This window comes from Domibacillus sp. DTU_2020_1001157_1_SI_ALB_TIR_016 (assembly GCF_032341995.1).
Classification (GTDB): domain Bacteria; phylum Bacillota; class Bacilli; order Bacillales; family Domibacillaceae; genus Domibacillus; species Domibacillus indicus_A.
The window spans coordinates 343,787-366,878 of the sequence record NZ_CP135439.1 but is presented as its reverse complement, the minus strand read 5'-3'; the positions used below and the strand labels follow the sequence as shown (position 1 = coordinate 366,878).

The 23,092-nt window shown below is 45.9% G+C and carries 23 protein-coding genes; 2 read left to right on the top strand and 21 right to left on the bottom strand.

Annotated elements, in window-relative coordinates:
- Nucleotides 1-88 precede the first annotated feature (88 nt).
- From RRU94_RS09850 to RRU94_RS09800, 11 genes are all read right to left on the bottom strand, one after another.
- Nucleotides 89-754 carry a stage II sporulation protein R gene (locus RRU94_RS09850; RefSeq protein ID WP_315694027.1) on the bottom strand — a complete coding sequence of 222 codons (666 nt, stop codon included), beginning with the start codon at nt 752-754 and terminating at the stop codon, nt 89-91.
- A gap of 45 nt (nt 755-799) precedes the next feature.
- A complete protein-coding gene (gene prmC, locus RRU94_RS09845) occupies nt 800-1,645 on the bottom strand; it encodes a peptide chain release factor N(5)-glutamine methyltransferase (RefSeq protein WP_315694026.1) in 846 nt (281 codons plus the stop codon).
- A gap of 3 nt (nt 1,646-1,648) precedes the next feature.
- Entirely contained in the window at nt 1,649-2,719 is a 1,071-nt protein-coding gene (gene prfA / locus RRU94_RS09840; RefSeq protein WP_309089290.1) for a peptide chain release factor 1, read from the bottom strand.
- Between the two features lie 17 nt (nt 2,720-2,736).
- On the bottom strand, nt 2,737-3,309 hold the full coding sequence (locus tag RRU94_RS09835; RefSeq protein WP_242232747.1) for a thymidine kinase: 573 nt from the start codon (nt 3,307-3,309) through the stop codon (nt 2,737-2,739).
- Nucleotides 3,310-3,658: 349 nt separating this feature from the next.
- Nucleotides 3,659-3,871: a 50S ribosomal protein L31 gene (gene rpmE, locus RRU94_RS09830; protein ID WP_242232746.1), complete on the bottom strand. Its 213-nt coding sequence runs from the start codon at nt 3,869-3,871 to the stop codon at nt 3,659-3,661.
- A gap of 128 nt (nt 3,872-3,999) precedes the next feature.
- Nucleotides 4,000-5,283 (bottom strand): transcription termination factor Rho, encoded by a 1,284-nt coding sequence (gene rho / locus RRU94_RS09825; RefSeq protein WP_251271578.1) that lies wholly within the window; start codon nt 5,281-5,283, stop codon nt 4,000-4,002.
- 125 nt (nt 5,284-5,408) lie between these two features.
- The gene (gene glpX, locus RRU94_RS09820; RefSeq protein ID WP_242232744.1) at nt 5,409-6,374 is read right to left on the bottom strand and encodes a class II fructose-bisphosphatase; all 966 of its coding nucleotides are present in this window, start codon (nt 6,372-6,374) and stop codon (nt 5,409-5,411) included.
- Nucleotides 6,375-6,468: 94 nt separating this feature from the next.
- Nucleotides 6,469-7,755, bottom strand: coding sequence for a UDP-N-acetylglucosamine 1-carboxyvinyltransferase (locus RRU94_RS09815; RefSeq protein WP_315694023.1), 1,287 nt, complete (start codon nt 7,753-7,755; stop codon nt 6,469-6,471).
- Nucleotides 7,756-7,850: 95 nt separating this feature from the next.
- Nucleotides 7,851-8,498 (bottom strand): fructose-6-phosphate aldolase, encoded by a 648-nt coding sequence (gene fsa, locus RRU94_RS09810; protein ID WP_251271572.1) that lies wholly within the window; start codon nt 8,496-8,498, stop codon nt 7,851-7,853.
- A 172-nt stretch (nt 8,499-8,670) separates the two neighbouring features.
- Nucleotides 8,671-9,528 (bottom strand): class II fructose-bisphosphate aldolase, encoded by an 858-nt coding sequence (locus RRU94_RS09805; protein ID WP_315694021.1) that lies wholly within the window; start codon nt 9,526-9,528, stop codon nt 8,671-8,673.
- A gap of 101 nt (nt 9,529-9,629) precedes the next feature.
- Nucleotides 9,630-9,992, bottom strand: coding sequence for a response regulator (locus RRU94_RS09800; RefSeq protein WP_242232740.1), 363 nt, complete (start codon nt 9,990-9,992; stop codon nt 9,630-9,632).
- 497 nt (nt 9,993-10,489) lie between these two features.
- Here RRU94_RS09800 and RRU94_RS09795 point away from each other — a divergent pair, with 497 nt between their 5' ends.
- Nucleotides 10,490-10,996: a DUF2529 family protein gene (locus RRU94_RS09795; RefSeq protein WP_315695904.1), complete on the top strand. Its 507-nt coding sequence runs from the start codon at nt 10,490-10,492 to the stop codon at nt 10,994-10,996.
- A 102-nt stretch (nt 10,997-11,098) separates the two neighbouring features.
- Here RRU94_RS09795 and RRU94_RS09790 read toward each other — a convergent pair whose 3' ends face one another.
- The 3 genes from RRU94_RS09790 to RRU94_RS09780 form a co-directional block, all read right to left on the bottom strand.
- Nucleotides 11,099-12,697 (bottom strand): CTP synthase, encoded by a 1,599-nt coding sequence (locus tag RRU94_RS09790; protein ID WP_251271566.1) that lies wholly within the window; start codon nt 12,695-12,697, stop codon nt 11,099-11,101.
- Between the two features lie 163 nt (nt 12,698-12,860).
- Nucleotides 12,861-13,412 carry a DNA-directed RNA polymerase subunit delta gene (gene rpoE / locus RRU94_RS09785; RefSeq protein WP_315694020.1) on the bottom strand — a complete coding sequence of 184 codons (552 nt, stop codon included), beginning with the start codon at nt 13,410-13,412 and terminating at the stop codon, nt 12,861-12,863.
- A 97-nt stretch (nt 13,413-13,509) separates the two neighbouring features.
- Nucleotides 13,510-13,731, bottom strand: a complete 222-nt coding sequence (locus tag RRU94_RS09780) for a hypothetical protein (protein WP_315694019.1) — start codon at nt 13,729-13,731, stop codon at nt 13,510-13,512.
- Between the two features lie 271 nt (nt 13,732-14,002).
- On the opposite strand from RRU94_RS09780, the gene RRU94_RS09775 reads away from it, so the two are divergent.
- Nucleotides 14,003-14,950, top strand: a complete 948-nt coding sequence (locus tag RRU94_RS09775; RefSeq protein ID WP_315694018.1) for a YsnF/AvaK domain-containing protein — start codon at nt 14,003-14,005, stop codon at nt 14,948-14,950.
- A 25-nt stretch (nt 14,951-14,975) separates the two neighbouring features.
- Here the strand turns inward: RRU94_RS09775 and RRU94_RS09770 are convergent, their stop codons facing one another.
- The 7 genes from RRU94_RS09770 to RRU94_RS09740 form a co-directional block, all read right to left on the bottom strand.
- Complete coding sequence (locus RRU94_RS09770) at nt 14,976-15,623, bottom strand: TetR/AcrR family transcriptional regulator (protein ID WP_315694017.1); 648 nt, start codon at nt 15,621-15,623, stop codon at nt 14,976-14,978.
- Nucleotides 15,624-15,635: 12 nt separating this feature from the next.
- Complete coding sequence (locus tag RRU94_RS09765; protein ID WP_315694016.1) at nt 15,636-16,760, bottom strand: acyl-CoA dehydrogenase; 1,125 nt, start codon at nt 16,758-16,760, stop codon at nt 15,636-15,638.
- Entirely contained in the window at nt 16,757-17,830 is a 1,074-nt protein-coding gene (locus RRU94_RS09760; RefSeq protein WP_315694014.1) for an acyl-CoA dehydrogenase family protein, read from the bottom strand. The genes RRU94_RS09765 and RRU94_RS09760 overlap by 4 nt, the downstream gene beginning before the upstream one ends.
- A 14-nt stretch (nt 17,831-17,844) precedes the next feature.
- Nucleotides 17,845-18,696 carry a 3-hydroxybutyryl-CoA dehydrogenase gene (locus tag RRU94_RS09755; protein ID WP_315694013.1) on the bottom strand — a complete coding sequence of 284 codons (852 nt, stop codon included), beginning with the start codon at nt 18,694-18,696 and terminating at the stop codon, nt 17,845-17,847.
- A 19-nt stretch (nt 18,697-18,715) separates the two neighbouring features.
- Entirely contained in the window at nt 18,716-20,803 is a 2,088-nt protein-coding gene (locus RRU94_RS09750; RefSeq protein WP_315695902.1) for a 4Fe-4S dicluster domain-containing protein, read from the bottom strand.
- A 116-nt stretch (nt 20,804-20,919) separates the two neighbouring features.
- Nucleotides 20,920-22,590, bottom strand: coding sequence for an arginine--tRNA ligase (gene argS, locus RRU94_RS09745; RefSeq protein ID WP_315694012.1), 1,671 nt, complete (start codon nt 22,588-22,590; stop codon nt 20,920-20,922).
- The gene (locus tag RRU94_RS09740; protein WP_315694011.1) at nt 22,587-23,021 is read right to left on the bottom strand and encodes a YwiB family protein; all 435 of its coding nucleotides are present in this window, start codon (nt 23,019-23,021) and stop codon (nt 22,587-22,589) included. The genes argS and RRU94_RS09740 overlap by 4 nt, the downstream gene beginning before the upstream one ends.
- Nucleotides 23,022-23,092 lie beyond the last annotated feature (71 nt).

Genomic DNA, 23,092 nt, shown 5'->3' with positions numbered 1-23,092 from the left:
TCACCTTTGCTTTTTTTATTTACAAAATCTAAGAATACTTTACTTAATTCTATATATAAATCGATTTTCAGCTTTGTTATAAACAAAGTTATTCACAATATGTGTATAACTTATCCCCGGTTGTGTATAACTGTGTGGATGACTGTGGATCTTCCTTTACTTTCTCACATAATAAATCCAGATCTTCTTGCATCGCAAGGGCTTTTTCCCGTTCTTTTAAATCATCATCTTCTTTCAAATGATCCCATAACTCAATAACCGCCCATTTATATCCCGGATCTTCTTCTTTTTCTTCCGGAAAACAAAACGATGGATACAGTAAACACCACCAGTTATCCCCACGTCCATCCCCAATGGTGACAACAAGCGATTCATAATCGCCCGGCGGATATACATAACGGCCATACTGCTTGGCAGGAAATGCTTCCTTGCCCAGCGAAACATCAACAGGTGAACCGCCCGCCGTCTTTACGGCGATTTCTTTTACTTCTTTTATATTTTCTCCAATCAAGGTACGCGCTTCCCCGGGTGAATGCGCATCCGCCGCCCACTTGTTGATTTGCTCAGCAACTGCAAGGTGAACACGCTCTTTTCTTTCCTGCTCTGATCGGCTGTTGTCATGCGCAACGACCCTGATACGGATTGCCTCTTCTGGAATACCGCCCGCAGCGGGATCAGACGGGGCAAAATACATCATAAAGCAAACGGCAGCTGAAAGTCCATATACATATAGAATAAGAATTTTTGTTTTCATTTTATCATCCCTCCCGACAATCAGTATCGCCGGAAAGGATTTATCTTAAACGTGCAAAAATACCATTCTATCTTTTTTATTAATATCATACATAATGCTTACTGTCCCATCTGGGAAAGCTGCCTGAAGGAGGGCGGCAACGTCTTCGGTTTGGCCGGCGCCTGTTTCCACGCCGACAATTCCCCCTGGCTTCATAACAAGCGGCAGCTGTTGGGCCAGCCTCCGGTACAAATCAAGCCCGTCTTCTCCACCAAACAATGCCATATGCGGCTCGTGATCCACTACAATTGTGGACAATGTTTCCCGCTCTCGGGCCGGAATGTACGGCGGGTTCGACAGCAGGACATCCACCAGCAGTCCTTGCTTAATGAGCGGTTCTGCCAGGTCGCCATGCCAAAACGTCACGTCCGCACCTAGAATATCGGCATTTTGGGCTGCCGTCTGCAATGCTTCTGGGGATAAATCCACTGCGTAGACAGAAGCATCCGGCCGTTCAGCTTTCATGGTTACAGCAATTGCACCGCTCCCTGTTCCAATATCCACAATCACCGGGCTCTTTATTTTTTTTATTTTTTCGATTGTATGATACACAAGCTCTTCTGTTTCGGGCCGCGGGATTAAAACATGGTTGTTTACGATAAACGTCCGTCCGTAAAACTCTTCCATGCCAATCAAATGCTGGACCGGCACTCCTTCTGCATGGCGTTGGACCATTTTTGAAAAAGCATCCCACCGCTCTGGTGTCAGTGGATCATGCAGCCTCGCCAATAGAGCGGAGCGGCTTACGCCCATTACATGTTTCATCAACAGTTCGCCCGCATTCGCATCGCGGCTGTGCTCGACTAAATAAGAAGAAGCCCATTTTAGGGCTTCATATATTTTTTGTTCCACTTATTAATCCTCCAGGTTTTCAAGACGGCTTGACTGATCTTCTACGATAAGAGCATCAATTACTTCGCCGACTTTGCCTTCAAGAATTTGATCAAGCTTTTGAATCGTCAACCCGATACGGTGATCGGTTACGCGGTTTTGTGGAAAATTGTACGTGCGAATCCGCTCCGAGCGGTCACCGGTACCTACGGCTGATTTGCGGACAGCGTCGTATTCTGCCTGCGCTTCTTTTTGGAACTTATCGTAAATACGCGCACGAAGAACTTTCATCGCTTTTTCTTTGTTTTTAATTTGTGATTTTTCATCCTGGCAGGATACAACGATGCCAGTTGGCAAATGCGTCAGCCGGACAGCAGACATCGTCGTATTGACGGACTGGCCGCCCGGTCCGCTTGATGCGAATGTATCCACCCGGATGTCTTTATCGTGCACTTCCACTTCGACTTCTTCTGTTTCCGGCATAACCGCAACAGTCGCTGTAGACGTATGAATACGCCCGCCGGATTCTGTTTCTGGTACACGCTGTACCCGATGGGCGCCGTTTTCGTACTTTAATTTAGAATAAGCACCGCGACCATTAATCATAAAAATAATTTCCTTGTAGCCGCCAACCCCGGTTGTACTCGCTTCGATCACATCAATTTTCCAATTGTTCGCTTCTGCATACCGTGAATACATCCGGTACAGATCGCCAGCAAACAGAGCCGCTTCATCGCCTCCAGCAGCGCCGCGAATTTCCATAATGACGTTTTTATCGTCATTCGGATCTTTCGGTATAAGCAAAATTTTCATCCGGTCTTCCAGATCAGAAAGCGTACCTTCCAGCTCGCTCATTTCTTCTTTAACCATTTCCCGCATTTCAGCATCAAGCTTGTCTTCAAGCATCGCTTTCGCATCGGCATATTGTTCTTTTGCTTCTTTGTACTGCCGGTATACTTCCACTGTTTCTTGAATATCTGATTGTTCTTTAGAATAATCGCGAAGCTTAGCCGGATCATTTACAATATCCGGGTCACTCAGCAGTTCATTTAATTTTTCGTATCGGTCTTCTACTGCCTGCAATCGATCAAACATTGTCTACACCTCGTTTGTTAAAGCGGCGGGTTTTGATGGCATTTCCGACAAACCGGATAATAGGTATCGTTGCCGCCGATTTGAATTTGTTCCCCTGTATACACAGGTTTTCCTTCTTCATCCACGCGCAGATTCATCGTTGCTTTTCGCTCACAAAACCAGCAGATCGTTTTCATTTCTTCTACTTTATCCGCGTAAATAAGCATATACTGGCTTCCTTCAAACAGCTCGTTTTGAAAATCATTTTTCAAGCCGAATCCCATAACCGGAATGTTCAGTTCGTCCACAATCTGGGCGAGCTGCAGCACGTGCTTCTTTGATAGAAACTGCACTTCATCTACCAGAATACATGATGGCGATGATGGATCTCTTCGCACCTCTTCAAATACGTTTGTATCCGCGAAGATCGGACGCGCTGGACGCCGCAGGCCTACACGGCTTGAAATGTAGCCGACTTCATCCCGCGTATCGAGACCTGACGTAAATAAAAGCACGCCCTTATTTTGTTCTTCATAGTTATTGGCAACCTTTAAAATTTCAATCGACTTGCCGCTATTCATCGCACCATATTTAAAAAAAAGCTGGGCCATCCTGCCTGTCCCTCCATTTTATATCAAAGATCAAAGGCTAAAAACACGACATCGTGTCGCCGCGCTCAAGTCTGCCACTTCCTATGGCAGCCGCCCGACTAGATCATCACGATCGTCGTAACGCCTTTATGACCCGCATCCTGCGTGCCTAAGCTTAAGGCAGCCGTTCAGGCCCGGCAGGCATAAGCCGAACCGGCTATGTGGCGCTCTTTGCCACATAGCCATGGCGACTTATGACAGAGGGGCTGGCCACCTGAAGCTAGACAGCATAAACAATCTTACCTTTTCTTATTTTTACATACAAAAAAACAGGCAAGCAGTTTGCACTCCTTGCCTGTCCCTTTTATCATTATCTTGCTTGATCTTTAAGGCCGTATTTTTTGTTGAAGCGATCCACACGTCCGCCTGCGTCAGCAAATTTCTGACGACCAGTGTAGAATGGATGGCATTCAGAGCAAACCTCTACGCGGATCTCGTCTTTAACTGAACCAGTTTCAAACTCGTTACCGCATGCACATTTAACAAGTGCAGTTTTGTAGTTAGGATGAATTCCTGCTTGCATCTTTTTTCTCTCCTTCCGCCCTGAGTCATTCCGAAACAGAGTTAAATATAATTAGGTCTTACTCCTAATTATTTATTTCATTCACATAAATCACATTATAGCAGGCACCCTCAAAAATTGCAATTAGGTTACAGCATTTTTTTTGAGGCGCCATTTTTCTTTGTTTCAGCAAGCAGCTGGGCAATAAACTCCTCGTTGCTTTTTGTCTGGCGCAGACGGCGCAATACTTTATCTGCCAAGTCTGGCGCATCTGACATTGTTTTACGAATTGCCCAGACCATATCAAGCTGTTCTTTGCCAATCAACAGCTCTTCTTTGCGCGTACCCGAACGGCGAATATCGATGGCTGGGAACACACGGCGCTCGGCAAGTGAACGGTCAAGGTGCAGTTCCATATTGCCCGTCCCTTTAAACTCTTCGTAAATCACATCATCCATACGTGAGCCCGTATCGACGAGAGCTGTGGCCAAAATCGTTAAGCTGCCGCCTTCCTCAATATTGCGCGCGGCACCAAAAAAGCGTTTTGGGCGGTGAAAAGCTGCCGGATCAATACCGCCGGATAAGGTACGGCCGCTCGGTGGAATCACAAGGTTGTATGCACGAGCCAGGCGTGTAATAGAATCCATAAGGATGATGACATCCCGCTTATGCTCAACGAGACGCATGGCGCGTTCAAGTACAAGTTCTGCCACTTTAATGTGGTTTTCCGGCACTTCATCAAATGTCGAACTAACGACTTCAGCTTGCACCGAGCGCTCGATATCCGTTACTTCTTCCGGGCGCTCATCAATAAGCAGGACAATCAGCTCTGCTTCCGGATGGTTGGCCGAGATCGAATTGGCAATTTCTTTTAACAGCATTGTTTTCCCGGCTTTCGGCGGTGCAACAATCAAGCCGCGCTGGCCAAACCCAACCGGCGAAACCAAATCCATAATCCGGGTAGATAAGTGTCTGGACTCAAGTTCAAGCTCGATTTGGCGGTCCGGGTAAAGCGGCGTAAGCGCTGGAAAATGAACCCGTTCCTTTGCTGTTTCCGGGTCTTCTCCATTGACCGCTTCTACATGCAAAAGTCCGTAATACCGTTCATTTTCTTTTGGCGGACGAACTTTTCCGGATACTTTGTCCCCGTTTCGAAGATCAAACCGGCGAATTTGAGAAGCAGAAATATAAATATCTTCCGAGCTGGCTGAGTAGTTAATTGGACGAAGGAAACCAAAGCCTTCCGACTGAATGATTTCAAGCACTCCTTCCATAAAGAAGAAGCCTTGCTGCTCAGCACGCGCTTTTAAGATGGCAAAAATCAGTTCTTTTTTGGTGAGCTTGCTATAGTAGGAGATTTTGTACGTTTTGGCAAGTTCGTATAACTCTTTTAGTTTTAAGTTTTCAAGATGATTGATTGTAAGTTCTTCCATTATGGCACCACACTTTATTAAATTGATTTGATAGAAGGGAGGGGTGACGATGAAGCATGATAAACAAGTGGGCAAATCAAACAAAACAGCGGAGAACCGGACCGGCTGCACCGCTGTTGGTATGCTTATGGTTTAATAACAAGATTAGGTTTTTTGTGCAAGCTGTGACGTCCATCTACAAAACGGACAGTACCTGATTTGGCACGCATAACGACAGATTGTGTTTCTGCGTATTTGCCTTTAAATTGAACACCGCGCAGCAATTCACCGTCTGTTACACCGGTTGCCGCAAAAATAGCGTCGTCGCCGCGGACAAGGTCTTCCATCCGAAGAACTTTATTCACGTCAAGACCCATTCTCATGCATCGTTCAAGCTCAGCATCAGACTGCGGCAGCAAACGTCCTTGAATTTCCCCGCCAAGCGCTTTCAATGCAACAGCAGAAATAACGCCTTCTGGTGCGCCGCCCGAACCAAATAAAATATCAACGCCTGTTTTATCAAACGCTGTATTAATTGCCGCAGCAACATCACCGTCATTAATTAGTTTAATACGAGCGCCGGCTTCGCGCAACTCGGCAATAATATGCTGATGGCGTTCGCGGTTCAAAATCGTGGCCACCACATCTTCAATATCTTTGTTTTTCGCTTTGGCAACAGCCCTTAGGTTGTCCGTCACAGAGGCGTTAATGTCGATCATACCGACAGCTTCAGGTCCGACGGCAATTTTATCCATGTACATATCAGGCGCATTCAACAGGTTTCCGGCATCTGCTACTGCTAAAACAGCCAGGGCATTCCAGCCGCCGGCTGCGACAATATTTGTTCCTTCAAGAGGATCAACAGCTACATCCACGCGTGGCCCATAGCCGTTTCCAAGCTTCTCTCCAATATAAAGCATTGGGGCTTCATCCATTTCGCCTTCACCGATCACGACTGTCCCTTTCATCGGGATCGTATCGAACACATCCCGCATTGCTGATGTTGCTGCACCATCCGCTTCGTCCTTCAGGCCACGGCCCATCCAGCGTGCTGATGCTTGTGCAGCCGCTTCTGTAACGCGGACTAGTTCCATCGATAAACTTCTCTCCATTACTCTCCTGCCCCCCCTGCGACGAACAAACAACGGCATTATGCCACATATTTTTTATATATTGTAACACATTTACCAGTTGTTTCGCTTAATACTATGAACTTTTTATTTCACTGTACTCTTCTTCTGTCATTTCTTCCCGCCAAATATTAGCGCCGAGAGCTGTCAGCTTTTCAGCCAGCTTGCTGTAGCCGCGGTCAATATGCTCGAGACCCGTTACTTCCGTAATGCCATCTGCCATTAAACCGGCTATCACAAGTGCTGCACCAGCGCGCAGATCGCTGGCTTTCACTTTTGCTCCTTGAAGCTGAACAGGACCGTTAATGATGGCAGAGCGTCCTTCCGTTTTCACATTGGCTCCCATACGGCGCAGCTCGTCAATATGCTTGAAACGCGCTGGATAAATCGTATCGGTTACAATAGCCGAACCTGATGCTTTTGTTAAAAGCGACGTGAACGGCTGCTGAAGATCGGTTGCAAACCCCGGATAAACAAGTGTTTTAATATCAACGGTTTTAAGGTTCTGGGCTTTTCCAACAAAAATGCGGTCTTCTCCGATTTCAATCGGCACATTCATTTCACGCAGCTTAGCCGTTAGCGACTCCATATGCAGCGGAATAACATTATCGACAATGACGCCTTCTCCTGCCGCTGCTGCCATAATCATAAACGTACCCGCTTCAATACGGTCCGGAATAATGGAATGACGGCAGCCATGCAGACGCTCTACGCCATCAATACGAATCACATCCGTGCCGGCTCCTTTAATCTTTGCACCCATATTTGACAGAAGCGTTGCCACATCAATAATTTCCGGCTCTTTTGCCGCGTTTTCGATAATTGTCTGACCTTTGGCACGAACCGCTGCCAGCATGATATTAATGGTTGCCCCCACACTGACTACATCCAAATAAATTCTGGCACCGCGCAGTTCATTTGCGCGTAAATAAATCGCGCCTTGTTCATTTGTTACTTCAGCACCGAGTGCTTCAAAACCTTTAATATGCTGGTCAATCGGACGAGGGCCGAGATGGCAGCCGCCGGGCAAGCCAATGACCGCTTTATTAAAACGGCCAAGCATGGCACCCATTAAGTAATAAGAAGCACGGAGCTTTTTGACTTTTCCATTTGGCAGCGGCATAGCAGTCATGTTTGTCGGATCAATTCTCATTTCCCCATCTTCAAACGTAACCTCTCCGCCAACTTCCTCCAAAAGACCTTTTAACATATGAATATCGGATATATCCGGCAATCCATCGATTGTAATCGGAGATTCCGCCAAAATAGCAGCCGGCACAAGGGCAACGGCGCTGTTTTTTGCGCCGTCCACCTTAATTGTGCCTTTTAAAGAATGGCCGCCTTTAATCTTTAACTTTTCCATCATGTTGTACTCCCTTCTTTCTGCGTAAACGGAAAGCGGGAAAGCTTTCTTGGTACTCGTAGTTTAACCGATAAAAATGGTCTCATGTACAATTCTTACTTCGCTTTACGATTTTCCCAATCAGCCAGGAATCCTTCGATACCTTTATCCGTTAACGGGTGTTTAAACAGCTGAGCCAATACTTTGTAAGGAGTTGTCGCAATATGCGCCCCTTTTAGCGCTGCTGCTGTAATATGCTGTGGATGACGGATCGATGCTGCGATAATTTCCGTTTCGATGCCATGGATGGCAAAAATATCTGCAATCGTCTCGATCAACTCAAGTCCATCCTGTCCGATATCATCTAAACGGCCAAGGAATGGTGAAACGTATGTAGCACCGGCACGCGCTGCCATCAACGCTTGGTTAGCACTGAAAATGAGTGTAACATTTGTTTTAATGCCTTCTTTAGCGAACACTGCGACCGCTTTCAAGCCTTCCGGCGTCATTGGTACTTTTACTGTAATGTTTGGCGCGATTTGAGCGAGTTCGCGGCCTTCTTTAATCATGCCTTCTGCATCAAGCGCAATAACTTCTGCACTTACTGAATCTGAAACAAGCTCCGTAATTTCACGAAGACGGTCATGGAATGGAATGGTTTCTTTTGCAACCAGTGATGGATTTGTTGTAACGCCGGAGAGAATGCCCCAAGAATGTGCTTCGCGGATTTCATCGATGTTGGCTGTGTCAATAAAGAATTTCATTAAATATTCCCTCTTTTCAGTTCATTTTATAATATAAACAACAACCGCCTATTCGTTAAAAAAGGCGGTTCTTGTCGTTATTTGTTTTGTTATAGGCATGCAGAATTAAGGATCAAAGGCTAAATTCGCGACGTCCTGTCGCAACGCCTTTGTGACCTACATCTTGTAGGTCTTACGCTTGGCCTGAAGAACCAAATTCACGCATTTTACCGGCAACTGTCGCTTTAATTGCATCGCGAGCTGGTCCAAGGTATTTACGTGGATCGTACTCTTCTGGTTTTGCAGCAAGTACTTCACGAACTGCTTTTGCAGAAGCGATTTGGTTTTCTGTATTTACGTTGATTTTAGCTGTTCCAAGAGAGATTGATTTTTCGATGTCTTTTGTTGGAATGCCTGTACCGCCGTGAAGAACAAGTGGAAGACCTGTTGCATTTCCGATCGCTTCCATCTCAGCAAAGCCAAGGTTTGGCTCGCCTTTGTAAGGACCGTGAACAGAACCAAGTGCTGGTGCAAGGCAGTCGATGTTTGTGCGTTTTACAAGCTCTTCGCACTCTTGCGGATCTGCATAGATAACACCTTCAGCAACGACGTCGTCTTCTTGTCCGCCAACTGTACCAAGTTCCGCTTCAACTGAAACGCCTTTTGAATGTGCATATTCAACAACTTTAGAAGTTGTAGCAACGTTTTCTTCAAATGGATGGTGTGAAGCATCGATCATAACAGATGTAAATCCTGCATCGATCGCTTCTTTACATTTTTCGAAACTTGAACCGTGGTCAAGGTGAATGGCAACAGGTACTGTTGTACCGTAGTCTTCCATTAATCCTTCTACCATTTTCACAACTGTTTTGAATCCGCCCATGTAGCGAGCCGCGCCTTCAGAAACACCAAGGATAACTGGTGATTTTTCTTCTTCAGCTGCTTGAAGAATCGCTTGAGTGAACTCAAGGTTGTTTAGGTTGAATTGGCCTACTGCGTATTTCTTTTCTTTCGCAGTATTTAACATTTCTTTCATTGATACTAATGGCATTTTGTTTCCTCCTCTAAGGGAAATGTTTGCTTCATGAAAAAAACCACATTAGTATCATATCAAATTCGTCTTTTTATTACCAACACAATTTACTTATTCCGTTAAAGCGTTAAATGCTCTTTGATGGTTTGGCGGATATCATCAATATCAAATGGTTTCGGAACATGCATAATGGCGCCGATATTCTTTGCTTCCTGAATCATATCCAGTTCTCCGTAAGCCGTCATAATAATGGCCCGGATGTTTGGATTTTCTGCCTTCATCCGCTTTAAAATTTCAATACCATCCATACCTGGAATTTTCATATCAAGCAGCACTAAATCCGGAACATTTTCTCTCGCCAGCTGAATTGCTTCCGGTCCATTTGCTGCCTGAAGAGTTTGATACCCTTCTTTTTTCAATACTTCATTCAACAAAATTCTAATTCCATATTGATCATCCACTATAAGAATTGTTGCTGCCATCTTTATCTTCCTCCTAAATATAGCGCCTTCCGTTTTTATCCTTTTGTTTGTTACATTCGACAGAACCCCGCAAATTCCCTTTTTCATTTTACTTGAACAGGATGTTCTGGGTTCTCTCTTGCACACAGGACGTGTGCGTTTCAGTGTGTAGACAAAGTCTTTCTCCTTAAAAAAAGAGCCGATAAGTGGTATTGAAGATCAATAAGTAAGAACTGAATAGACATTTTCTCTTTTTTAAACAGAAAGATACGACCTTATTCGCTCTATACAATCTTGTCACAAGCCACTTGGCGGCGGGAGGGCGGCGCAGACTCCTATGGGCTCAGCGCCTGCCCCATGGAAAGCGGAGCTGCCCGGACGCCGCCGATCCATCCCAGTCATGTACACCCTCATCTATATAATTTGTCTACAGTCTGTATCGCACGCAGGACGTGTGCGTTTTTAGGAGAACTTACTTATAATAAAGAAAACGAAAGAAGTGATTATGGTTGTCAAAAATGTTTACGACGCAGTTGAACGGACTGCTGAAACGGATTAGTGAAAAAGAGGAATTCGCCATCGAAGATGCGGGACGCCTCCTGTCTCAAGGGCTGCTTGGCGAAGGAACTATTTATATGAAGGGATTCGGCGAAATGGCTGCTCTTGAAGCAGAAGCGATTCATGGTGCCGAGCGTCTGCCTGACATCCGCAAGTGGACCGGGGATGCCCGCTTAACCGAAGCAGATCGTGTGCTGATTGCCACCCGCTTTTCCGATGATGCGGAAGCTCTTGGTCTTGCTAAGGAATTGCAAAGCGGCAATATCCCGTTCACTGCTATTGCCTCTAAACGGGAAGCAGCGGGCATTGAGGAAGCAGCAGACGTGTTTATTGATCTGCGCCTGACAAAAGGGCTGCTCCCTGACGAAGAAGGCGGCCGGACAGGATTCCCTTCGTCGATTGCCGGTTTGTACGTTTACTTCCTATTAAAAATGACGATCGAGGAAATGATGGCTGAATATGAGTGACAGTGCCCAGCCAGCTTAAAAAAGAAAAACTTTATTCCTATCGGGTTTCAGTCATTACATATAAAAAAACAGGACCGGCGCAAAAGGCGGTCCTGTTTTTTATTAGCTGTGTTCGATTGAAGCTCGTACGAATTCTCTAAATAATGGCTGTGGACGAGTTGGACGCGACGTAAATTCCGGATGGAATTGCGCAGCGACGAACCACGGATGATCCGCGATTTCTACGATTTCTACAAGACGTCCATCTGGGCTTGTACCGGAGAAAATAAAGCCTTCTTTCTCCATTTGCTCGCGGAATTCATTGTTAAATTCGTAACGGTGGCGATGACGCTCGTATACAATTTCCTCATTGTAAGCCGCACGCGCCAGCGTTTCAGGTTTTAATTTACATGCGTAAAGACCTAGGCGAAGTGTGCCTCCAAGATCTTCGATGTCTTTTTGTTCAGGCAGAAGATCAATGATCGGATACGGTGTATTCGGCACAATTTCTGCTGAATGAGCATCTTTCAAGTTCAATACGTTGCGTGCATATTCAATTGATGCAAGCTGCATGCCAAGGCAGATACCGAAAAACGGCACTTTATTTTCACGTGCATAGCGAATCGCAGCCAATTTCCCATCGATACCGCGATCACCAAATCCGCCCGGAACAAGGATGCCGGCTGCACCTTCTAAGCGCTCTGCTGCATTTTCCTCTGTTAATTCAGCGGAGTTCACCCAGTCGATCTCGATATCTGTATCAAATTGATAACCAGCATGCTTAAGAGACTCGGCAACAGAAATGTAAGCATCCTGCAATTCAACATATTTTCCGACAAGGGCAATACGGGCTTTGTTTGGCAGGTTGCGTACTTTATCAACGAGTGCACTCCACTCGGTCATGTCCGCTTCATGGCATTGCATTTTCAACAGGCGGCAAACAAGTTCGTCCATGTTTTGCTTTTGAAGCATAAGCGGCACTGCATAAAGCGTGTCAGCATCTGTCGCTTCAATAACCGCTTCTTTTGCGATATCACAAAACAGTGCAAGCTTATCTTTCATATCTTGTGAAATTGGCATTTCTGTCCGAACGACGATAATATTTGGCTGGATTCCTAAGCTGCGCAGCTCTTTTACGCTGTGCTGTGTCGGTTTTGTTTTCATTTCGCCGGCTGCTTTTAAATACGGAATAAGCGTACAATGAATGTACAATACGTTATCCTGGCCAACATCACTTTTAATTTGGCGAATCGCTTCTAAGAAGGGGAGGGATTCAATATCGCCGACCGTACCGCCGATTTCCGTAATGACGACATCCGCACCTGATTCTTTGCCAGCACGGAACACGCGATCTTTAATTTCATTCGTAATGTGCGGGATTACCTGAACCGTACCGCCAAGATATTCACCGCGGCGTTCTTTGCGAAGAACGGTTGAGTATACTTTCCCTGTTGTGATGTTACTTAATTTTGTTAAGTTAATATCGATAAAGCGCTCGTAGTGACCAAGGTCAAGATCCGTCTCTGCCCCGTCATCTGTAACAAACACTTCACCGTGCTGATACGGGCTCATCGTTCCCGGGTCTACGTTAATGTATGGGTCAAATTTTTGAATGAATACCTTTAACCCACGATTTTTCAATAATCGGCCGAGAGATGCAGCCGTGATTCCTTTTCCAAGAGATGACACAACGCCGCCTGTCACGAAAATATATTTCGTCAAAATGAACGTCCTCCTTCAATGGTTATAATGCTCAAAAAAATACAAAAAACGCCCCACTTACTTCTCAGTAAGAGGAGCGTTATCGACTAAATTCTTCGTCTCGTAAAGAGCCCAAATAACATACTACAATTCACGCATGAAATAGTCAAGAGAAGATTCTGCTTTATTTATCGTCAAGGTCGTACTCGTCCTCGGCGCCTTCTTCTTCTTCAAATTCTTCTTCTTCTTCATCAAGGTCTTCATCGATATCAACGTCTAAATCATCTTCCAGATCATCATCTTCTAGATCGTCATCCAGATCAAGATCTTCTTCTTCTTCTTCAAAGTCTTCTTCTTCAAAATCGATCAGCTCGTCTTCTTCTTCAAGAATGTCTTCTTCGAAATCATCTTCCACTGCTTTTTTCGCTTTTTTCTTACGCGTTTTCACTGGTGCATTTGTTGTTTCTTCTTCCAGTTTTTCAACTGGATACCATGCACGAAGCCCCCAGCGGTTTTCACCGAGTGGCAAAAAGCTACCGTCGATGTTTAAATCTGTGTAAAATTGAACCATACGGCCTTTTACTTCCTGCTCTGAAATTTCCAGATGCTTTTGAATTTCAGACAGTAAATCGTTAAATGCAACCGGCTCCCGCTTATCGGCAAGGATCAAATGCGCCAGTTCAAGAAATGACATTTCCTTTAATTCTTCTTTCGAATGTTGTTGCAAGCTCACCATCCGCACTTCCCTTCTCTATTTGCACGCCCAAAAAAAGAGCAAAAACGTTTTTGGCATATTCTCCATTATAAACAAAAAGAAGGCCTCTACGCTATATTTATGTGATGATTTCTGCTTTTTTTCCTGCAGGAGCGATGGACGGGCTCATTTGCTTGCGTTCGCGGCGTTTTTTCGCTTTCCCTGTTATCTCCTCGTACGCTTTATAGAAGAAGAAAAATGAAAGAAGCAGGAATGGCACAGCACCTAATTGTTTTATGTAAAGCCAATAAGAACCGACCGAAACTGCTGCAACGGTTACGCAGATAAGAAACTGTTTCACACTTCCCCACCCTTCCCTTCGACATTTTCCTACTCTATTATCTCTTCTTACTATAATAGGGATATGTAGAGAATGTAAATTTAATTATAATTATTCCCTTTTTTCTGGAGAAATAAAGCAGCCTCATCCTTATTTTCACCAAAAAAGAAACTTTTAGTACAAATATGCATCATTGTAACCAAATTTGCTTGAAATTGTTTTACCTGCGAAGCACCGGGTATACAAAAAACAGAACAGCAAAACATTAAATCTTTCAGGAGGTAACACTATCATGGAAAACAAAAACTTTATTGGCGTATACCACAATGAAACGGATTTATTAGCAAAAATTGATGAGCTTAGAGCAAATGGATATGCAGAAGAAGACATGTATATTACTGTAAAAGACAAAGATGCGGTATCAATGGTAAGAGGACGCACAAACGCTGAAATCGAAACAGCAGGCGGCTCTTGGGGAGATCGCTTTATGTCCTTCCTATCGGGCGTAGATCCAATTCGCGAAGGCTTCCGTAATATGGGTCTTTCTGATGCAGAAGCGGACCGCTACTACAGCGAAATTGAAAATGGCGGCATGCTGCTTTATGTAGATCGTGATTACGGAACCCGCTATGGCAGCGATTATGATCCAAGCAGCACAGTAGGCCTTGCAAATGGAAACAGAGCAGACCTAGATGGAGAAACTTTGGATCCAATCGATTACGATGGCCTTGATTCAACAAGAACTGGCCGTTCAACGACGGGCTTGACGGATACAAACCTAGGCGGCAACGCTACGTTTGATACAGACCGTACTCTAACAGACAACTTGAACGAGGAAGAAAAGCTTCGCCTTCATGAAGAGCGCTTAAATGTAAGTAAAGAGCGTGTGCAAACAGGTGAAGTTCAAGTAGAAAAAGAAGTAGTCGAAGAAGAGCAGGTCATTGATGTACCGGTCGAGCGTGAAGAAGTGTATGTAGAGCGCCGTCCAGTAAATGACAGCGATGTGTCTGCATTTGGTGATCGTGCATTTGAAGAAGACACGGAGACAATCCGGGTTCCTGTTACGGAAGAGCGTGTTGAAGTAACGAAAAAACCGGTTGTAACCGAAGAAATCGTTGTTGGTAAACGAAAAGTAGAAGATACCGAAACAGTCCGTGACACTGTGCGCCGTGAAGAAGCGCGCATTGACGAAGACGATGATGAAAGACTGCGTTCAGAACGCAAGCGCGGTTTACTATAAATAAAAAAGGCAGCAAAAACCGTCCTCACTTGAGGGCGGCTTTTTTTTCATATCCTTTTACACCCTCGAACAATAAATCTATCTGCAGGTTAATGTATTCCTCCAGTGTGAAATTCTCCTGAAGCATCCAGTGGCGGAATCCCCACATTTGTCCCAGCACAAAAATGTTTTGGGCCAGCATACGAACGTGGTCTTTATCCATATCGAGCACGCCATTATCAACGCATCGCTGAATAAGCTTTTCCACCATCCCTGTCATTTCTTCTTCTTTTTCTAATACATATGGAAGGACATCGTTTGAAAGGGATTTTACTTCTTGATACAATACTTGAACTTCATCCTGCATCTCATCAATCACGTGAAAGAAGTGGCTGATGCCCAGCTTAAGGTTTTCAAGCGTCCCCTCCTCAAGATTCATTTGCTCGATCCGGCTCTTTACTTGATCATAAATACTGTCGCAAACAAGATATAGCACATCTTCTTTTGTCCGAATGTATTCATACAATGTCCCAATACTGAAACCGGCTGCTTTTGCAATTTCACGGGTTGTCGTCCGATGAAATCCTTTTTGCTTAAACAATTGCACAGAACCGCGGATCATCTCAGCCCGCCGCTTTTCAATCAATTGTGTGTCTTTAACCGAAGTAGGCACTGGCCGTTTCGTTCGCTCCATCTTCACACCGCCTTACGTTGATAAAAACCTGGAAATAACAAGACGCTGAATTTCCTGTGTCCCTTCATAAATCTGGGTAATTTTCGCATCGCGCATAAATCGCTCAACCGGATATTCTTTTGTATACCCGTAGCCTCCGAAAATTTGAACAGCTTCTGTCGTTATATACATAGCCGTATCACCAGCCATGAGCTTAGACATAGCCGATGCTTTTCCGTATGGAAGGCCTTCTGACTCCAGCCAGGCTGCTTGATAAGTCAGCAGTCTCGCCGCCTCAACAGAAGTCGCCATATCGGCGAGTTTAAATGAAATGCCCTGGTTCGCCATAATGGGTTTTCCAAACTGCCTGCGCTCTCTTGCATAGGAAAGTGCCGCATCCAGCGCTCCCTGTGCAATCCCAACCGCCTGGGCGGCAATACCATTGCGGCCGCCATCAAGTGTTTTCATCGCTATTTTAAAACCGCTTCCAATTTCACCTAATACATTTTCTATCGGAACGTGGCAATTGTCAAAGATAATTTCTGTAGTAGGGGACGAACGGATGCCCATTTTCTTTTCTTTTTTCCCGATCGAAAATCCATTAAAGTGTTTTTCTACGATAAAAGCAGTCATCCCTTCCTCTGCTTTCGCAAAAACAATATATAAGTCAGCAATGCCCCCATTTGTAATAAAGATCTTAGAGCCATTTAAAACGAAAGAGGCGCCGTCACGATGAGCCGTTGTTTTTATGCCGGCAGCATCTGATCCACCCCCAGGTTCTGTCAGTGCATAAGCACCTATTTTTTCTCCCTGTGCCAGCGGCTTTAAATATTTCTTTTTTTGCTCCTCTGTTCCAAACGCATAAATCGGCCAGCTGGCTAGTGAGGTATGAGCCGACAGGGTAACACCTGTTGAAGCGCATACACGCGAGAGCTCTTCAATGGTCACACAGTAAGCAAGATAGTCACTGCCGATTCCTCCGTATGCTTCCGGCCACGGGATTCCTGTTAAGCCGAGTTCCGCCATTTTATGAAAAATCCCTGGGTCAAAGCGTTCTTCTTCATCACGCTTGGCAGCAGACGGTGCAATTTCTTTTTCCGCGAAATCCCGCACCATTTTCCGAATCATGCTGTGCTCTTCTGACAATGTGAAGTTCATCTTCCCATCCCCTTTGCCAAATGCTTGCTGATCACAATTCGCTGAATCTCCGACGTCCCTTCGTAAATCTCTGTTACTTTTGCATCGCGGAAAAACCGTTCTGCCGGCCCGTTTCCGGCAAGCTGGTTGATGCATTGGCTTGTGATGGTGACTACTGCTTTTGAAGCAAAAAGCTTTGCCATAGACGCCTCCCTTCCGCACGCCTGGCCGGCTGCACGCAAACACGCAGCCCGGTAGACAAGCAGCCTGGCTGCTTCAACCGATACAGCCATGTCAGCCAGCTCTATACCTGCATCGTTTTTCTTTGCATACTCAAAAGCCGCTTCTGCGATGCCGAGCGCCTGTGCTGCAATACCAATACGCCCCCCATCCAAATTAGACATTGCAATTTGAAAGCCTCTTCCTTCTTCTCCAAGTCTGTTTTGGAGCGGCAGACGCATGTCTTCAAAGGTAAGAGCCGTCGTTTTTGACCCGTGAAGACCCATTTTTTTCTCATCCTTGCCAATGAGAAAGCCAGGTGTACCTTTTTCGACTACAAAAGCCGTAATACCGGCTTCTGACCTGGCAAAAATAACATATAAATCCGCTGCTCCGCCGTTTGTGACAAACAGTTTGGAGCCATTTAAAACATAGGCATCACCATCGCGGCGTGCTGTCGTTTTTAAAGAAGAGGCATCAGAGCCCGACGATGGCTCGGTTAAACAAAAAGCACCGAGCCATTTGCCGGAGGCGAGCTTTGGTATATACGCGTTCTTTTGCTCCTCCGTTCCAAAAGCCAGAATAGGGGCTGTGCCGACGGATGTATGAACCGACAAAATCACACCGGCCGCTGCGCTTACTTTTGACAGCTCGTGAACAGCCGTAATGTAGGAAACAAAATCAAGCCCGGCACCGCCATATTCTTTCGGCACCGTCAATCCCATCAGTCCATGCTCTGCCATTTTTTGAACGAGTGCGTAAGGAAACTCGCCAGCTTCCATCTGTGGAACAAAGGCTGCCGCTATATTTTCTGCAAAGTGCCGGGCCGCATCACGCGTTCTCTGCTGCACATCGGTCAGCTCAAGATTCATCCCTCCCGCCTCCTTTACTCGTATATATAAAACCCGCGCCCTGCTTTTTTACCGACCCAGCCAGCTTTTACATACTTGCGAAGCAGCGGGCATGGCCGGTATTTATCATCGCCAAAGCCTTCATGCAAAATCTCCATCACAGACAAACACGTGTCCAGTCCGATAAAATCCGCCAGCTCAATCGGCCCCATTGGATGATTCATGCCAAGCTTCATGACATCATCAATGGCTTCTTTTGTGGCAGCTCCTTCATAAAGAGCATAAATCGCTTCATTGATCATTGGCATTAAAATCCGGTTAGATACAAACCCTGGAAAGTCATTGACTTCCACAGGTACTTTGCCAATCGTTCTAGCTACTTCTTCTACCTTCTTGTGGACTTCATCCGATGTAGCGAGCCCGCGAACAATTTCAACGAGTCTCATCACCGGCACCGGGTTCATAAAATGCATGCCAATCACGTTTTCCGGCCGATCCGTCGCCGCTGCGATTTCAGTAATCGGCAGAGAAGACGTATTAGAAGCCAAAATAGCATGATCCTGGACGAGTTCATCCAGCTGCGAGAAAATCTCCCGCTTTACGTTCATATTCTCAACGACTGCTTCAATCACCATATCGGCCTCTGCTGCGTCGCCAAGAGAAGATGAGTCCTCCAGTCTGGCCAGAATATCCCCTTTCTCTTCCTCACTCATTCGCCTCTTTGACACTTGGCGGGCCAGATTTTTTCCGATTCTTTTCCGGCCCTCCTCCAAGTTCGCGTGGCTGATATCGTATAAAATAACTTCATAGCCTGCCTGCGCACATACCTGTGCAATGCCTGTGCCCATTTGTCCGGCACCGATCACCATAATTTTTCTTATCTTCACCTGCGCCGTCCTCCTTTCATTAAGATACGTCCGCTTCTTTTTGTCGCCCTAAAACAGCCCTTTCCAGCAATTCAGCTACATCATAAGTGGCAACCGTCTCTTCTATTTCTTTTGCTTTCGTCCCATCACTGAGCATCGTTAAGCAAAACGGGCAGCCCGAGCTGATCACAGATGGAGCCTGCTCTAACGCCTGCTCCGTACGTGCCACATTAATGCGGTGGCCTGTATGCTCTTCCATCCACATCAAGCCCCCTCCTGCCCCGCAGCACATGCTGTTCTCCCGGCTGCGTTTCATTTCGACGAGCCGCACTCCAGGAATCGCAGCCAGAATATTTCGAGGCGGGTCATATACATCATTATACCGGCCAAGATAACAGGAATCATGGAAAGTGACTGTTTCGTTTACCGGATGCACCGGCTTCAACTTCCCTTCCCGTACAAGCGTATCTAACAGCTCGGTATGATGGTACACTTCCGCCTGAAATCCAAAATCCGGATATTCTCTTTTAAAGGCGTTATACGCGTGCGGATCGATCGTTACAATTTTTCGTATACCATGCTTCTCAAATTCGGCTATATTCGCAGCAGCGAGTTCCTGGAATAAAAATTCATTGCCGAGGCGCCGAGGCGTATCACCCGAGTTTTTTTCCTTGCTGCCTAAAATGGCAAAGGAAATGCCTGCTTCATTGAGCAGTCTTGCAAACGATAGGGCGATCTTCTGGCTTCGGCTGTCGAATGCACCCATAGAGCCGACCCAAAATAAATATTCCGGCTCCTCTCCGGCTTTTTGTGCTTCTTTCATTGTCGGAATGTAAACATCACTGCGCAGCTCCCGCCACTTTTCTTTGTCCTTCCGATTCAGTCCCCACGGGTTGCCTTGCCGCTCGATATTTTGCATGGCCCGTTGTGCATCTGGATTCATCTTTCCTTCTGTCAGTACCAGGTAGCGGCGCATATCAATGATTTTATCAACGTGTTCATTCATAACCGGGCACTGATCTTCACAATTCCGGCAGGTTGTACAGGCCCATAGCTCTTCTTCCGTGATGACGTCTCCAATCAGCTGCGGGCTGTATACAAAAGCTCCTTCAGCAATTTGATTGCCCTTTGTATTGGAAAAAGCAAATGCCGGGACCCATGGCTGCTTTGAGGTAACCGCTGCTCCAGTAAAGGTGAGATGGTCGCGCAGCTTCACAATCAAGTCCATTGGTGACAGCATTTTACCCGTTCCGGTTGCAGGGCACATAGAAGTACAGCGGCCGCATTCTACGCAGGCATACAAATCAAGCAGCTGTGCGCGGGTAAAGTCTTCTATTCTTCCTGCGCCGAAACTCTCCTGCGCCTCATCTTCAAAATCGATTTTTCGAAGCGTCCCCGCCTGTTCGAGCCGGTGAATATACGTATTAACAGGACCGGCAATCAAATGGGCGTGCTTCGACTGCGGCACATACACAAGAAAAGCGAGCAGCACCAGAAGATGCACCCACCACATCACATAAAACAGGCCAACGATGGAGGGCTGCCCAAGCCCGGCAAAAGGAATAGCAATGAGCGAGGCAATTGGCTCCGACCAGCCGAAACCGGCGGCCTTTTCCTGCCAGAGAAGCCACATGCCGTTCCCTATTAAAACAGACAGCATAAGGGAACCGATAAAGACGAGCACAAGACCGCTTTTCCAGCCACGCTTTAAGCGAACGAGCTTTTCAATGTAGCGGCGGTAAAATGCCCAGACGACGGCAGCGAGAATGACGAGCGTAACCATTTCCTGAAAAAACGTAAATGGGCCGTAAAGCGGACCAAGCGGCAAATGTGCACCCGGCACCACCCCTTTTATAATAAAATCGAGCGCTCCGAGCTGTACAAGCAAAAAGCCATAAAAAAACATCACGTGAATAGCTCCGCTTTTTTTATCTTTCAGCAGTTTTTTCTGGCCAAATACATGAACCATCATGTTTTTTAAACGTTCGTTTCTTTTGGAATGCCATTCTTCTTTCTTACCGAGCCGAATGAATGTGTAACGTGTTTTCAATAAATAAATGAACAAAAAAATGGAGTAAGCGATTACAAAAAGCGCCGCAGCCGCATTCAGCCATAGCCATCCGTTCATCTTCATTCACGTCCCCTTCCATTCCTTTTCTTTATCCTAATGTATGAATGAACATTCAGTCAATAAATAAAAAAAGAAGAGCCTGTTCTTATTTTAAGAACAGACTCTTTCATTTATTACATTTTTTCCGGTGCTGATACACCGATCAGTTTCAATGCATTTTTCAATGTAATTTGTACAGCCTGCACAAGAGCAAGGCGTGCTTTGGACGCTTCTTCGTTTTCCTTGTCTACCACTTTATGTGCTCCGTAGAAGCTGTGGAAGCCTGCCGCAAGATCATGTACATAGTTTGTAATGCGGTGCGGAATGCGTTTGTCTGCTGCTTCAGCTACTACCTGCGGGAAGTCACCCAATTTCTTCAGCAGGTCTACTTCTTTTTCGGATGTTAACAGCGATACATTTGCTTCTGCCGATGCCGTTAAGCCTTGTTCAGCTGCCTGGCGCAGAATGCTGGAAATACGCGTGTATGCATACTGTGAGTAATAAACCGGGTTTTCATTAGACTGTGATACGGCAAGATCAAGGTCAAAGTCCATATGTGTATCGCCGCTGCGCATTGCAAAGAAGTAACGGACAGCATCCAGGCCGACTTCTTCTACAAGCTCACGCATCGTAACAGCTTTGCCTGTACGTTTGCTCATTTTCATTTTTTCGCCGTCTTTATACAGCTGCACCATTTGGATCACTTCTACTTCAAGCTGCTCTGGTTTCATGCCAAGTGCTTCAACGGCTGCTTTCATACGTGGAATGTAGCCATGGTGGTCGGCACCCCAGATGTTGATGACTTTGTCGAATCCACGCTCAAATTTATCACGGTGGTACGCAATATCCGGCGTTAAGTATGTGTATGAACCGTCCTGTTTGCGAAGAACGCGGTCTTTATCATCGCCAAATGCTGTAGAACGGAACCAAAGCGCACCGTCCTCTTCGAATGTATGGCCATTTTGGTCAAGTGCTTTGAGCGCTTCATCAATTTTGCCGTTTTCATATAAAGAGGTTTCGGAGAACCACACATCAAATTTCACTCGGAAGTCCGCCAAGTCTTTTTGAAGCTTCGCCAGCTCCAGCTTTAAACCGTGAGCACGGAAAGCCTTGTAGCGTTCATCTTCTGGCATGTTGGCAAATTGATCTCCAAATTCTTCCGCCAGCTCTTTCCCGATATTGATAATATCTTTGCCATGGTAGCCGTCTTCCGGCATTTCTTTTTCAAGACCAAGCGCCTGGAAGTAACGGGCTTCAACAGACAGGGCTAGATTATGGATCTGGTTGCCGGCATCGTTAATATAATATTCACGCGTGACGTCATAACCAGCTGCATCCAATACGTTGCACAGCGAATCACCAACGGAAGCGCCGCGTGCGTGGCCCAGGTGCAAATCACCCGTTGGATTAGCTGAAACAAATTCCACTTGAATTTTTTCGCCTTTGCCGGCATTGGATCTTCCGTATTCGTCTCCCGCTTTCAGCACAGCCGGAACGAGATCCGTCAAATAGCTGTTATTCATGTAAAAGTTAATAAATCCAGGTCCGGCGATATCAATTTTTTGGACGGAACTCTTTGACAGGTCCATATTTTCCTGAATCGCTTCCGCAATTTGGCGTGGTGCTTTTTTGGCAATCCGCGCCAGCTGCATCGCCATGTTTGTTGAATAATCACCGTGTGATTTATCTTTTGGTGTTTCAAGTAGGACAGCAGGAATTTCGCTCTCTGCGGCAAGTCCTGCTTTCAGGACAGCTTGTTTAATTTCTTCTTTGAGCTGTGCCTGCATTTGTTCTGCAATGTTCACAATTGTTCCTCCAGTTCATAGTGGATATTCATCGTATACGTGCCGACTGCATCGCCCTGCATAAGCAGGCTATATACTAACTCGGCTTGTCCGGTGCCCGCATCGTTCATGTTGTGGGTAAAGATTTTGGTGTCGGTTGTCAAAAGAAGCGTGCCGAACTGGCTTTCATATGAGCCGTTCAGCCGCTGCCCTTCTTCGAAAATCATCCGCATTTTCAAAGCACCGCTCCGCAAAATAAGCGCCCCTGCGTCTGCGAGCTTTACGATGGTGTGCACGACCCCCTCATCCTGCACTTCATCATATTTTAAAAATGTGGACCCATCTTTTTTAAAGAGCCGGCCAAACAGCGACAGCTCAAATGTTTCCTTTTCCCCTTCGTGCGCTACATCCGTCTTCACCCGGATTTTCACGGGCATCTGCTCATCTGCCACGCCGAATCACTTCCTTGTTGTAATGTGTGTTTATTTTAACACAGAAAGCGTGCTGGCTAAACGTCTGTTTT